This window comes from Mycoplasma todarodis, from assembly GCF_965212735.1.
Classification (GTDB): domain Bacteria; phylum Bacillota_I; class Bacilli_A; order Mycoplasmatales; family Metamycoplasmataceae; genus Mycoplasma_K; species Mycoplasma_K todarodis_A.
Map to the genome: position 1 here is coordinate 89,349 of NZ_CBDBYJ010000003.1, position 14,703 is coordinate 104,051.

11 protein-coding genes and 1 pseudogene are annotated in these 14,703 nt (G+C 31.4%); all 12 read right to left on the minus strand.

Annotated elements, in window-relative coordinates; translation table 4 throughout:
- Nucleotides 1–69: 69 nt before the first annotated feature.
- The 12 genes and pseudogenes from ACOMC1_RS02875 to ACOMC1_RS02930 all read right to left on the minus strand — a co-directional run bounded on the left by ACOMC1_RS02875 (nucleotide 70) and on the right by ACOMC1_RS02930 (nucleotide 14,637).
- Entirely contained in the window at nucleotides 70–897 is an 828-nt protein-coding gene (locus tag ACOMC1_RS02875) for an HAD family hydrolase (RefSeq protein WP_420331139.1), read from the minus strand.
- Nucleotides 898–914: 17 nt separating this feature from the next.
- Nucleotides 915–2,381, minus strand: a complete 1,467-nt coding sequence (gene lysS / locus ACOMC1_RS02880) for a lysine--tRNA ligase (RefSeq protein WP_420331140.1) — start codon at nucleotides 2,379–2,381, stop codon at nucleotides 915–917.
- Entirely contained in the window at nucleotides 2,381–3,772 is a 1,392-nt protein-coding gene (locus tag ACOMC1_RS02885; protein WP_420331141.1) for an undecaprenyl phosphate translocase family protein, read from the minus strand. Before ACOMC1_RS02885 ends, lysS begins: the two co-directional genes overlap by 1 nt.
- Nucleotides 3,773–3,835: 63 nt before the next feature.
- The gene (locus ACOMC1_RS02890) at nucleotides 3,836–7,603 is read right to left on the minus strand and encodes an FtsX-like permease family protein (protein WP_420331142.1); all 3,768 of its coding nucleotides are present in this window, start codon (nucleotides 7,601–7,603) and stop codon (nucleotides 3,836–3,838) included.
- Between the two features lies 1 nt (nucleotide 7,604).
- Complete coding sequence (locus tag ACOMC1_RS02895; protein WP_420331143.1) at nucleotides 7,605–8,561, minus strand: ABC transporter ATP-binding protein; 957 nt, start codon at nucleotides 8,559–8,561, stop codon at nucleotides 7,605–7,607.
- A 47-nt stretch (nucleotides 8,562–8,608) separates the two neighbouring features.
- Nucleotides 8,609–8,974 (minus strand): hypothetical protein, encoded by a 366-nt coding sequence (locus ACOMC1_RS02900; protein WP_420331144.1) that lies wholly within the window; start codon nucleotides 8,972–8,974, stop codon nucleotides 8,609–8,611.
- A gap of 86 nt (nucleotides 8,975–9,060) precedes the next feature.
- Nucleotides 9,061–9,885, minus strand: a complete 825-nt coding sequence (locus tag ACOMC1_RS02905; RefSeq protein WP_420331145.1) for a hypothetical protein — start codon at nucleotides 9,883–9,885, stop codon at nucleotides 9,061–9,063.
- Nucleotides 9,886–9,960: 75 nt separating this feature from the next.
- Entirely contained in the window at nucleotides 9,961–10,629 is a 669-nt protein-coding gene (gene rsmG / locus ACOMC1_RS02910) for a 16S rRNA (guanine(527)-N(7))-methyltransferase RsmG (protein ID WP_420331146.1), read from the minus strand.
- Between the two features lie 37 nt (nucleotides 10,630–10,666).
- Nucleotides 10,667–11,902 carry a hypothetical protein gene (locus tag ACOMC1_RS02915; RefSeq protein WP_420331147.1) on the minus strand — a complete coding sequence of 412 codons (1,236 nt, stop codon included), beginning with the start codon at nucleotides 11,900–11,902 and terminating at the stop codon, nucleotides 10,667–10,669.
- 68 nt (nucleotides 11,903–11,970) lie between these two features.
- Nucleotides 11,971–12,600, minus strand: a complete 630-nt coding sequence (locus tag ACOMC1_RS02920) for a deoxynucleoside kinase (protein WP_420331148.1) — start codon at nucleotides 12,598–12,600, stop codon at nucleotides 11,971–11,973.
- Nucleotides 12,601–12,750: 150 nt separating this feature from the next.
- Nucleotides 12,751–13,225: pseudogene (locus ACOMC1_RS02925) on the minus strand (deoxynucleoside kinase); the annotation flags it as partial.
- 65 nt (nucleotides 13,226–13,290) lie between these two features.
- A complete protein-coding gene (locus ACOMC1_RS02930; protein ID WP_420331149.1) occupies nucleotides 13,291–14,637 on the minus strand; it encodes a hypothetical protein in 1,347 nt (448 codons plus the stop codon).
- Nucleotides 14,638–14,703: the final 66 nt, after the last annotated feature.

Sequence of the window (14,703 nt, forward strand, 5' to 3'; positions counted from 1 at the left end):
ATTAGTTATTTAAATTATATGTTGTTATTTTTGAATATTTTAAAAGATATAAAAAAATAAGCATAGAGCCTATTTTGATTGATTTGCAATAACTTCTTTGATTTTCTTACCGATGGCGTCTGTATCGTGGTGTCCAATAACTTCATCAGCAGCTTCTTTAGCTTCGTCATTAGCGTTACCCATAGCAACACCATAACCTGAACCTTTGATCATTTGAACATCATTACCTGAATCTCCAAATGCCATAATTTCTGATATATCAATACCTAAGGCATCCGCAACTTCTTGCAGTCCTGTTAGTTTTGAAACACCTTTAGGGTTCATATCAAGATACACATCATTAGCAATGTGTAATGAAGCGTATTGAGAGAACTCTGGGTGTAGTTCATCTCTTTTAGCTTTGATAAGTTCTTTTGAGTTTTTGATTGTAAGTTGAGTAATCTTTTCTGTTTTAGCAGCTTCTTTAATTGAGTCAATTGTGTTTGAACCATTTGATTCATTAAATGAAGTTTTTACTCATTCTGGAACTTCTGTTTCATCAAAGAAGTTTAGTCTATAGATGCTTTCAGTTGTTGACATAGCGAAGAATGATTTTGTTTCTTTAGCTAGTTCAATAACTTTTTCGAATAGTTCATATGTTAAAAATGATTTACTGATGTTTTCATCTTTATCCATATCAAATAAACTTCCACCATTGTTACATACTAAATGAGAGATTTCTCCGATTTGTTCTGCACTCTCTTTTGTCATACATACCGGTCTACCAGTAGCAAGAATGATTTTGTAACCTGCAGCGTTAGCTTCTTTTAATACTTTCATGTTTTCTGGGTGGATCCCAGAACCATCTGAAAGTAATAGTGTTCCATCCATGTCAAATGCAAATGCTTTAATTTTCATAATTTATCCTTTGATTATTATCCTCTGTTTTTTAGGTGAGGGAATAGTAGTACGTCTCTAATTGATTGTGAATCTGTGAATAACATAACAAGTCTGTCAATTCCTATTCCACATCCACCAGCAGGTGGCATTGCGTGTTCTAGAGCTTCAACGAAGTCCATGTCGATTTCATTAGCTTCATCGTTACCAGCTTCACGTTCTGCTAGTTGAGCTTCGAATCTTTCTAGTTGATCAATTGGGTCGTTTAATTCTGTAAACATGTTTGCGAATTCTTTACCGTTGATGAATAGTTCTGCTCTATCTGTAAATCTTGGGTCTTCAAGATTTTTAGCTGCTAGAGGTGAAATTTCAATTGGGTGTCCGTAAACAAATGTTGGTTGAATTAGTGTTTCTTCTACATACTCTTCAAAGAATGCTTCTAAGATGTGACCGATTGAGAAGAATTTCTCAATTTTAATTTTGTGGTCTGCAGCATGTTGTCTAGCTTCTTCAAGTGTCATTTCTGCTTTGAAGTCTACACCAGCTTTTTCTTTAACTGCTTCTGCCATATTAACTTTGGCAAATTCTCCAGAAACGTTAATTTCTTTTCCGTCGAACATGATTGTATCTTTGTTTAGTCTTTTAGCTAAGAATTGGAATAGCTCTTCTGTTCTTCTCATCATTCCTGCTAGGTCTGAATGTGCTTCATAGAATTCGATTGTTGTGAATTCAGGGTTGTGAGTTGCATCAACACCTTCATTTCTAAATAGTCTACCGATTTCATAAACTCTTTCAATTCCCCCTACAACTAATTTCTTAAGAGGTAACTCTGTAGCAACACGTAAGTAGAATTCCATGTCAAGAGCATTGAAGTGAGTTGAGAATGGTTTAGCAGATGCTCCACCAAGGATTGGTTGTAATACTGGAGTATCAGCTTCCATGTATCCTAAATCATCGAAGTAGCTTCTAATTCCTGAAATAACTTTTGATCTTGTTCAGAATCTGTTTTTTGTTTCTTCTGACATGATTAAGTCAACATATCTTCTTCTACGTCTTTCTTCAACATCTTGAAGTCCGTGGAATTTTTCAGGTAATGGTCTTAGTGACTTAGAAAGAAGCATGAATTTTGAGGCACGAATTGTAATCGCTCCTGTATTTGTTTTCATTACTTCACCTTCAAATCAGATGTAGTCTCCTGTATCTAGAGTTTTTGTTAGTTCAGCCATTTCTGGGAATTCTTTTTTAGCAATATATGCTTGTAGTTGTCCTGATGGATCTTTAGCAACGATGAAAGGTCCTCTTGAACCCATCATACGTCCTGTTACTGAAACGATTATTTTCTTTTCGTGTAATTCATCTTTAGTGAACTTCCCAAATTCTTCTTCTAGTTGTGCTGATGTATGTGTGAAATCTTGTTTTGGTGCATATGGTTTAACACCCATTTCTTCGTATTTAGCAAGCTTATCTCTTCTTACTTGTTCTTGTTCTGTAAATTTTCTTGACATTATTGTTCTCCTCTGTCTATTTTAATTGCTTTAATTTTATCATTATCGTTGCTATTGTTATCAATAGTTTCTCTTTTTTCATCTGCATTTTTTGCATGGTGATGACGAACTTCTTCTCAGTATTCCTTTGTAAAGAATGCTTTTGTCTTCATGTAGACTCTCATTATTTTGAATCTTCAGTATTTTTTAGTGAATAATGATTTCAGTCATATTCATAAAGCTGATTTTGCTTTTATAACTTCCATCCCTCTTTTACGGTTAATCTTTTGTTTGTTTTGGTGCTTAGTGTAGAAGTGTAATGATAATGAACAAATCATTGCCAATACAATCGCTGCTGCAACTCCTAATCTGTGTCCGATGTAGTTTGTGTGTGAACTTGAAAGGTTTCTTCATAAGTTATCATGTGGAATTATTAGTAATGAAATTGATGATGCAACCATCATTCCAAATGCAGCTGCTGCAAATGTTCTTTTGTGTTTTTTGAATAATCATGCAAACAAGAATATCATTGTAATCATCCCTAACATTGTGAATGATGCAAATATCATTAATCCTAAGAAGTTTGAGCCATGACCACCGTGGAAGTTAGCCATTATTTTTCAGTGGATAGTTTGATACATTCTATATCCAGGTTCATCACCTTGGAATAGTAATTGAATAATTGCTCCTGAACCACCTGGAGTAATTGTGAATATACCACCTATGAATGCAACCGCCATCAACATAAATACATGTGATGCAGTTGGAGTTCAAATTCCGAGGTGAACTTCTTTTTTAGAATCATCCCCAAAGTGGATACCTTTTTCTGCTGAACCGAATTTAATTCAACAAGCTAATCCGATCATCATTGCAAATCCCATTACGAATACAGTTCTCCGTATCCACAAGTGCTTCCGCTTCTTGGGCTTGAGACCTATTTCAGGTTTCTCACCTTGAATGAACATTGGTATCGAGAATAATACAAATGTTGAGAAGAAGAATAGTAGTTCTAATCCTAAGTTTCTTTTATCAGCAAGAAACTCCGTACCCTTATCTATTCCATATACCCCGAGAATTCATCCGATTCCAAAAGGCAACATGAATAGGAATGCTTTCATTCTTGTAATTCCAACTTCAGGAACAAAGATTGATTTTGTAAGCATAACAAGTTTTTTAAATACACCAAGAAGTGCCATGGAAGTTCCACCACAATATCCAGGTATAGCATCGGAAGCACCCATGAAAGAACCAACCGCTATTCACTTAGCTAATTCTTTACCAAGTTGAAGTCCAGTGGCTTGCGAAAATGTTGAGACAACTTCGATTAATTCGGTCTCGTCATAACCATTTTTAATCTCTTCTGTTTTTACTTCAGAAGTAGGTTTTTCTTTTCTTTTAAATTTGCTTCTCATATACTTACAATTTTACCTTATTAAAATAGGTTTTGAATGATAATAAAAAAACATAAGTAAAACTTATGCTTTAAATGCTTCAAGTGTTTCTTCATTACCAAGTTTTCTCATCGATACATAGTATATGATTGCGAATGCGAATGTGATTAGGAAGAATGTTAATATTAGTTCTCAACCCATCATAGAGATAGGAACCAATATAGCACCGAATGATATGATAATTGCTTTAATTGCGAATAACGCACCAATCGTAATTGGTATAGCAATTAACAGACCTAATATGATTGCCGGGATTAATGATCTAAAGAACATTCTCCGGATTTCTTTGTTTCTATATCCAAGAACTTTCATTGTAGATATAAATTTCTTATTATCTGAAATAATCATCGAAGCAATAATTGCAACGAATAGAATTGCGATAAATATAGCAATCGCTTCAACCATTCAAATTAACTTACCTGAAAGGTCTAGAATATTTTTGAATGCATATCTAGACATAGCTGCTCAGTTAGCTGAAGAGAATGTAGATACATATGGTGAATTACTATAAATGTTTAAGTATGAAGATGCCCCTGAAACTCTTGGGTTTTCATAGTTATTTTTAACATGTTCTGCAATAGCTTTATAAAGTTTATCATTTTGATTTGTCTTGATAATATCTGTACCTGGAGTAATTCCAGAAGGTGAATATAGCGAAATGTTTTGGAATACCATTGGGTTTTCAGCTTTAGTATAAACACCATTGAATGCATTCTTATTCTTAATAGGATCCACTCAACCTAATTTAGCATTAGCTATAGATTGTGTTGTGTATAGTTTTGGTCCATCATATGATTCTTGGACACCTATAACCATTGCACGTGCTTTATAAGCAGCACCAGTGTGGAATCTATCAGCTCTATTTTTGATTTTAACATCAATAATATCACCCTCATCAATACCATATGCTTTTTGGAAATATGTGTTAATGATAATTGGAATAACTTGCTTGTTATCTCTAGTTGTATCATAGTGGAATTCTTTAAATCTATTTAATAAACCATTATCAAATTTAACCATTTTTGTTTTAGGGTTAATACCTGTGATAGTTGTGTTTAGAACTTCTTCGTGTCCTGATAGATTTTTACCTTTGTAATCAATATCAAGGTGAGTATATACTTCATCCTCTTTGTCGGTAATTATGTTGTTATAAGAGATAAAGTAAGGTAAGTGATAATCTTCTTTATTATTGTATTTCTTAATTTGTTCTTTAAGTCCTGCAAATAAGAATTTTTTATAAAGTTCTCATTCAGGAGTTCCATATGTTGGAGGGATAAATTCAAAGTTGTTTTTAGCAGCTTTACCTAAAAATCCTTTTGGTCCAAATACATTTTTATAATATTCATCTGAAGTAACGCCAATTATTTTGGCAACTTCAAAATCTTTTCCTCATTCATAAAGAGCTTTAACAAATGCTTGTTCTCTTTCATTAGCAATATTCCTTTGATTCTCAGGCATTGAACTTAACGCAGCTTTTCAAGGGTTAAGTTTTGCGATTTCAAAGTTTAATATTGATTTGAACTGTAATCTATTTTTTAAGTAATTGACAGTGTCTTTTTTATCAAAGTCATTTGTAGTTGGAATGTGGAAATAAGAACCGGGGTTTGAAATTCTATTAGCTTCATCTTTTTTATCTTCTTCGACAAAGAAGTTTGAATAATCTGCAACAGATGCCGTTCTTCAATCTCCACCTTTCATACCTAATTGATTTGGATTAACTCTTTTCATTAATCCACCTTCAAATGTAGGGGAGGCCATATCAACTTTAAATGAGTAATTTACTTTTGCATTTGATGTTTGTTGTGCGTAGTTGAATCTTCCCATAATAGAGAAGGCAACCCCACCAGCAACCATCGCAATTGTGGTTGTTACTAATACCAATAACATTTTTGATAAGTTAGAAGTAAATAGTGAAATTGTAATTTTAGATTTGATACCAATTCATGCAAGTGGTTTAAGTACTTGTGAAGTAATTCAACCAGCAGTCTTAGATTGTGAATCTGATAGGATAGAAATTAAACTTCCTTTTAATGCTAGACGTGATGCTAAGTATGAGAATAGAATAACTCCCAACATAGGTAATGCAACAACTAGTATTAATGTCACTCAAGAGAATGAGTGGTTGTAAATTGGTAGCGTTCAATAGTTGGTAAACATATTGATAAATACACTTTGCATGAAGTGACCAACAACATACCCTAGCGTTGCAGGTATCAATACAATGATTAAAGCGATTGTAGTCATTGATCATGCTATTTCATTCTTACTATATCCATTAGCTAATAGAGTACCTAATATCTTACGTTTTGAAGATATTTGTTTCTTGATAACCATTAATATAATAAATCCTGTTAGAACACCTAAAAGTGCTGTTGTAAGGAATGCAATGGTTGTAATTGATTGTTTAAGTTTCTTTAAGAATGCAATACGTTGAGGTGCTAAGATAACTTTCTCATTTGTATCAAATGCTCCTGAAACAGGGTTTAAAGTATTACCTCATGACATGTGTTTTTTTGAAATCTTAAGAATCCCTTTCATAACCATTCTTTTATCAGCGTCAGATACTCCCCTTGCAAATTTATACGCAAGATAGTTTTCTTTCTGATTTCCACGGAATGCATCTTCAATACGTCTATATCCATGATTGTTTGTGAATAATAATGCTTGAGTTTTAGCGTTTGGAAGTGGATTTTGTTGATTAATAATTGGGAATGAGAAATCAGGTGTTGTACCTATACCAGTAATGATATAAGGTGTTTGATCAATCTTCTGAACATACTTCTTAAATTGAGGCATTTCAAATACAGCATTGATTTTTTTGATATCAATTCCAGCTTTTAAAATTTCTATATTAAAAGCTTTTAAATCATCTTGTGAAATCGGCTGAATATTATGTTCTTTCGCAAAACCATCAGTTATTACAGCTTGATAAGATGTTGGGTCTGTAAATGATGCAGTAAGACCTTGATCGTTATCAAATACGATTTTATATTCTTTACTTGTTTGAATATTTTCAAGTTTAAATGCTGCGCTTAGTTTTGGATCTTTGTTGATATTTTCAATAAATATTTTTAGCATCTCCTTTTCAGTCATTTCTTTTGAAGGAGCAGAACCTTTGAAGATTACTAATTTATCTACATTTTTATCATTATCAAATGTGTCGACTATTTTATATTGATTCTTACCTGAGTTAATATAAATAGACTCCACGTTTTTAATACCGTCTTTTGCAAAATATTTACCATAGTGTTTTTTCGTATCGTCGACAAATACTTTTGATTTTGTCTCAGAAACATACTCATTAATCGCTGTTTCACCAGCTTCTAATAATTTCTTAACTTCGGGAATTGCAGCAATAGCTTTAACATCATTTATATCCGCTGTTAATACCTCGATATTATCAACATTATATTTCTTGAATATCTTGTTTATATTAGCATCATTTGTAACGTCGCTATTACTTGTTTTTAGTGCTTGTTTGTATGATTTTGTAATTGAACCTCAGTTTATTTTTAGAGAAATTGAGGTGTTTGCTTTCTTTGTTGGATTTTTCATTGGTTTAGCTACAAATGTCAATCCACTTTGACCATCTATTGTATATTTTTCATTAACCGTAAAGTCATGCAATTGACCAGCATTAATAACTTGATCATATGAAGAGTCAAAAGCCCATGATGTCGATGACAACATAGTAAATACTGCAATTGATAGAAATACTGTAAGCGATAACAGTATCATAGCTAGTTTGGAACCCAAGAAAGATTTAAATGAGTTCTTAAAAAGTTTGTTCATATTAAATCTCCTTTAATGTCATAGCATCAACAGGTGTTTGTTCCGCTACCTTTTGTACTTTCCCATCTTTAACGTGAATAACCTTGTTTGCAAGTTGTGCAACATTAGGGTTATGTGTAACAACGATAACTGTTGTTTTGTTTTTCTTATTAATTTCTTGGAATAATTGGAAAACCTTAAGCGAAGTATGTGTGTCTAAAGCACCTGTTGGTTCATCACCAATCAGGATGTCGGGTGTTTTAGCAAGAGCTCTAGCAATAGAAACCCTTTGTTGTTGTCCCCCAGATAATTCATAAGTTCTCTTTTTAGACTGCGGTTCCATCTCTAGTTGATTTAGTATTTCTTCAACACTTTGACGTTTATGTGCGTCTTTTTGTAAAGATCTACCAACCTCAACATTATCACTAACATTAAGTGAAGGAAGTAAGTTATATGATTGGAAAACAAATCCAACATGGTCTCTTCTAAATCTAGTAAGTTCAACATCTTTTAAGGCAGAAAGATTTCTGTCAGCTACAACAACATCTCCTGATGTAGGTCTATCTAAACCTGAGATGATGTTAAGCAGTGTTGTTTTACCCGATCCAGATGGTCCAAGGATTACAACGAAATCACCCTTCTGAATTGAAAGGGATGTTGATTGTAGAGCGATAAATTTAAGAGTTTTAGTTGTATAAACTTTCTTTACATAAGATAAATCGATAATATTACCTTTAATGTTTTTTAAGTTTCTAGCACCTTTAGGTCTTTTGTTTTCTTGGTTAATAAATTTAATATCTTTTTTATCTTGGATTTCTTGATGTCTTTCTTCAGACTTTAATCTTCTTCTATTAACTTTTACTTCTTGTGTATGTTCTTTAACTTCACGTTTCATGATTCTTAGTTTTAAACGTTCAGCTCTTGATGGTTTTTTTGTTTCCTCTTGTTTTTGAGTGTTTTTATTTTGGTTCTTTTTCATAATTAGAAACCTCCTTGTTTTTTAGTCTTTTAAAAAAGTCAAGGAAATTACTCTAGTGTAAGTGGGAATTCAGAATAGAAACGATTTACATATGTACTTTCATTACAATCTGAATATTCAACTTTTTCAATAATATTAAGAGTTAAAACGAACGCAACAAAATCTGCAATCACTGTTGCATCTTTAAGATTAATCTTCTCATTAAAGTCAAAGTTAACAATTACTTTCGCTAATTCTTTAACTTCTTTTTTAGAATAATCATATTCATCGTGTAACTTGATCACTCTTCACATTAGTTTGTATAGTTTTCTAACGCTTAGATACTGAACAAGTTCTATGTCGATAAATAAACCCGTTAAAAGTCTTTTTAACTTCTTATATAGGGCCTTTTTATCTCTTTTCTTAATATTCATATAAGTATTTTACCCTATTTACATTAAATAAGTATTTAATGAGTGATTTTGCAATAAAAAAATGAGAACATTTCTCATTTAATATTTTAGTACATATTCATTATTGAAAGAACTCATTGAGCCTCAAAGTTGTTACCTTCTTCTACAAATTCTTTTGAACTAAGACCTTGCATGTTTGGTCTGTTTTTCTTAAGATCGTATTTTTCACCTGGTTTCGCAATTTCTATAACTGGTTTAGCTAAATCAAGATCTCCTTTTGGTAGAATAAATTCTTTACCTTTAATTCATTCTGCATAAATATCTGAATCTATAAATTCTAATGCTAACTTGTGATAAGCTCTTAACATTGATTTATATGCTTCAAATCCACCTTTTGGTAAGTTAGCAAATCCTTGTAATTTTGTACCAAACGTAATTCCTTGACTTGACTGTGCAGCAACATAAACGGCCATCGCTGGATTATCAGCTAACATTAATTTTATTACACTTTTTTCTTCAACTTTATCAAACCCCAATGCAATAGCGGCATTAGCATCGTTTATTGTTTTGTTTAATTCTGATAAATCTCAAACAACAACTTTATCTTTAAATTTTAATTTAATAAATTTGGCATCAGTCTTAATTTTACCCATGTATGATTTGATTTTTTCAAAAGTGGCTTCTTTATCTTTTGGATTTATAGTACCAATGATGGATGCTTTTTCTGGCATGTAGTTATTTAATGTTTCATTTATTTTAGAAAATAGCTCTGCCGGTGTTTTCATTTCTTCGACATTTATTGTTACAGTACCTTTTTCATCTGCTTTATTTGTATCTTTCTTACCACAAGAAATAACTGTGGCTACAGGGACAGCAACTACCGCAACAGCAGCTAATGCACCTAATGATATTTGTTTTTTTGATATATTCATATATACCTCCTATTTAAAATGACAGCTTAATTCGCTATTCATCTTTTCAATTTTACCTTATACATTATAAAGAAACTAACTTTTTTTAATTGTAGCTCACATTCTCGGATACCCTTTTGGTGTAGGTTTTTCCTTTAAATACACTATTAAATTGTTATTTTTGTTCTCAGAAATAACTTCTTTTCTTTTTGCTCAAATTCCAAATTTTTTAGCTGTTTGTACCGCTTCTTCGATTTCGATATGAGCTTTTGGACCCTTCACGAATACAAATAAACCATTCACTTTACCAACGTGATGTGATGCTTCTAATAGATGTTTAAATTTGACAACCGCTCTAGCTGTAACGATATCAAATCTTTCAACTTCTTTTGAGTCTTCAACACGTATTTTTTGAACTTCAACACCCAAGTTTAATTCATCAGAAACTTTATTTAAGAAGTCTACTCTTTTACCCATTGGTTCATAGATTACTAAATCCATTTCCGGATGTGCAATAGCATAGGGTATTGACGGGAACCCTGCACCTGCTCCTATATCTAACATTAATTTACCTTTTGAATCTTTAATACCTGTTTCAAGAGCAATAATTGATTCGTATATACCTTCTTCTCACAATCTGTCTTCTGTAAATCCAGTTAAATTCATGTGCTTATTTGTTTCTTCAATCATGTCAACATATTGACATAATTTATTGAATATTTCTTCGTTATTTATATGTGATTTTGTTTTTTCTTTAAATGTCATAAAAACATTATAAAAGAAAAGTCCTAAAAGGACTAATCTAGTTACTTGGTTTAACTCTAAAAAGAGTGGCCATAAATGTGTTTGCTATATTTTCAACTTCACCATCTCTAAATCTATTATCTTTTAGTCATTCTTTAAATAAATTATCTTGCATCATAGACTTAAAAATATTTCCGTAACCAACAGCAAGTTCTGGAATGAAGTTTAATGCTGGTTCATCTTTCTTCATTGGTCCAATCATTGTAAGCAGTCTTGTTGTTGTTGTATCTATAGTAACCACACTTTTAAACTCATCCGCAAACGCCTGAGCTATTTTATTTTTTGTAAATATAGAAGCATCAGCAAATTCATCGTCGTCTAATATAGAATTTGATTTGTATTTATCTAATAATTTCTTCCCATTTTCAATTAATGCACTTAGATTTATCTTACCTTTATTTCCTCCAATTACAGAGTTCATATTAGTTAAATCGATTGTGTTGGAAGAGTTCTTATATTTTATAACCAATTTGTTTACACCTGCTTTACTTGCAGTATCTAAAGATTTTCAAATATCTGCCATTGTTAATGGATTTACGTTATTGTCTTTCTTTAAAGAAACATATCTTGTTGGATCATCACTGAATAAATATCCTAATGATTTAGCTATTTTAAATACCAATTCATTTAAGTGATATTTATTATTCATGTAGTCAAGTGATTCTAAATTAATATTTATTGTTTGTCCCGTTAGCGAAACCATATTATCAAATTCTTTCGAAACCTTAGTAGCTGGTTCAAATCAATTCATTCAAATTCCTCTCCTGAAGTTGTTTTGAATTTTTTTTGTAAAAACCCCTTTATTCCCTATTTCAAAACCAGGTTTATTTAATTTAATTTTTAAACGCACCTCGTCATCTATAGATAAATCACTTGTTAGGGGTAATTTTGTCTTGGGATCTACTTTAACAGGTTCAAATGCTGCAGCATTTCCTTTTTTATAATATTTAACAAAATACTCATATGTTGCTCCAGCTTCTTTTAAAAGTGTCATTTTGTTTGGTGATGCCAATAATTTAAATGAGGCTTGACCATCAATAGGATCTTTACCATTTTGACCAATGATACGTAAATCCTCAGCATGTACATCTATTTTTTTACTTTGACCATTAATAGCATCATTAATATTGTTGTTAATCTTGTTTGAATCGCCACAAGAAACTACAGCAACAACAGGTGTTGCAGCCACTAGCAATGTTGATGATGTAAGCAATAGTTTACGTTTTAATTTCATAGGCACCTACTTTTCTTTGTCTATTATAACAATATTGTTAATATTAAAAAAATACCCTTAGGTATTGATTAGATTATTTTTGCTTCTTTTAGAATTGCATCCGTTGCTTCTTTAACTTGCTCTTGATTCATTTTATCAGTATCAATAAAGGCTGAATCGATATCATATCTATTAAAGATTTTTTTCATTATTGTTTCATAAGTTTGGATGTGTTCTTTTCAGAATTCTTCATTTTCTTTGAATGAATTAATCTCAACTTTTCTATTTCTAGTAAAGATTCTTTCTTTGAAAACTTCTCATGAACATGTAAGAACGATGTATTTTTTAGGGTAACCATATTCCTCAAGTAAGAATTTGATTGTCTTGTCTAAATACTCTTCAAATAAGTCGTATCTTTTTTCTTTAAGTTTTGCTCTAGCAAAGATTTCTGTTTCAAAGATTGATCTATCTAAAACGTGTAATTCATCTGCGAATGCAAATTTCTTTCACATTTGTTCTCTTCTTTTAGCAAAGAATAGTTGTACAACTTCAGTTGAAACTCTATCTCCTGAATATGTACCTTTTAAGATTTCTTCTTGAACAACATTACCTTCAATTAGTTCATCAACGTAAGGGTGCCCTAATGAGGCTACAAGTGTTGATTTACCAACAGCAACTGGTCCACCAACAACGATTAGGTTTGCGTATTTTTTATCCATGAGCAATTCCTTTCTTATCTAGTAAGTCTTTAGCTGTTGCTAGAACTTGATCTTCATCCATTTCATCCGTATTCATAAACACATGAGGAATGTCATATTCTGTAAAGATTTCTTCCATGAATTTTTGGTAATTATTAATTTGGTATTTANAGATTTCTTTATTCTTTTCAAAGTTATCAATTTCAGATTTTCTATCTCTTTTGTAAACTCTTTCTTTAAATGTTTCTCATGAACATGTAAGAACGATATATAGTTTTGGGAATCCAATTTTTAACATGTTTTCAACTTCTTCTTCTCAAATTTTTGAATAGTAGCCTCAAATTGCTGGTTCATCGCCAAATCTATTGAAAGCAAAAAGCTTATCCTCAAGAATTGATCTATCAAATACATGTAAAAGACCTGTTTCAACTCTTTGTTTGTATATTCTTACTCTATTTAACAACATATCAAATTGGAATAAGTATGCTGATATTCCGTCGCCTTCCATCATTCCTTTTAGAAGTGCTCCTTGCATTTTATCGCTGTCGTCTAATTCTTGAACTGCTGGTAATTTTAGGTTTCTAACTAATGTAGATTTTCCTACGGCAACTGGGCCTCCAACTATAATTGTGTTTGCTTGTTTCATGTTCACCTTTTCCTTTACTTAAATAATAACAAATTGCATAATAAAAATAATTCAAAATGAACTATTTATTTTCTTAAAATCGTTGAGAATACTATTTCATCTATTTTATCTATATTTCTTAATCTAGTTGTTTCAACTCAATCTTTAAAGAAGTTGCATTCTTTTAATCTTCTAAATACGTTTGAATAAGCCATAGAAACATTAATAAGATTTTCTAAAGCTTCTAAATCTTCATTTTTTTGTGTTGCACTTTGTGGTGTAACTGCACCCTTAGGATCTGCCTTTGTAGTTTTTGAATCTTTTGCTGTAGACTTTGGGTCTGTGGTTGGTTTTTTTGGAGTTATCGATTTATGTATGTTGGCAACTAACAATGTTAAATCTTCTTGTGAAGCTTCAAACAAATCTTTATATCTTTCAGCAATACCCGATTGAGAAAGTTTTGTTTTAATGTTTGCAGATACTTTACTTATATCTGTAGCTGCTTTGATTTCTTCACCTTTTGCTTTAGCATCATTAAATATTCCTTCAAATTCTTTAACAGTATTATCTAATTGCTCTTTAGCAGAAACTGTTGCAGCGTTCTTTTCAAATAAGTCAAATACTTCTGAAACAACTTTACCATCAGCATCTTTATGTGAAAACTTAATGTGTTCGATATTTTTACTTTGCATGTTTTTCAATGTATCAAATAACATTTTTGGAGTAAATGCTTTATCTGCTTGTTTATTGCCAAGAGTAACATCTAAATCTTCAGACATTAGCATACCCATTCCTTTTGCAATTGATAGCATTACATCATTGATTGTATTTGCTTTGCTGAATTTATCAAGTTCAACTTCTAAAACACCATTATTAAGTTTTGATGAGTCAATCATTTTTAATGAAGGTTTTAAGGGATGATATTCTAAATTTTGGTCAGTAATTATTAAGTCTTTACTTTCTTTAATTGGGAATGTTTTCCTATCAGAAGTAACAGTAGCTTTAACTACATCCTGAACCATTAAATTGTTAACATTTTTAAGTTTATCGTTCAGTATTTTAATTTTTTCTTGGAATGTTGTTTTGTTCTTCTCAAGTTCTTGAAAATCAAAATCTAAAACTGGTTGAAAATTCAATTTTTCTTTTGTACTTTCTTTATATCTCGCAACTTCTAATTTAAGGTGTGCACGTGCTTGTAATAGCATTCCTACAAGTCCTTCACCTAATTGAAGACTCATTTTTCCTTCACCATCTTTACCACTTAGGATTAATTCTTTTTCTAAATTAATTTTAATTGAAGAGTTATCTATATTTGAATCTGTACCGTTTCAATCCTTAGATAAACCATCACTACAAGAAATCGCAACCGCCATTGGTGCAGCAACTACTAGGGCTAAAGAAGAAGATAGCATTAATTTTCTTTTAATTTTCATATTCTTCTCCTTTCTCACCTTGTAGTTTTATAGTTTAAATTATATCAACATTCTTATAAAAGAAAA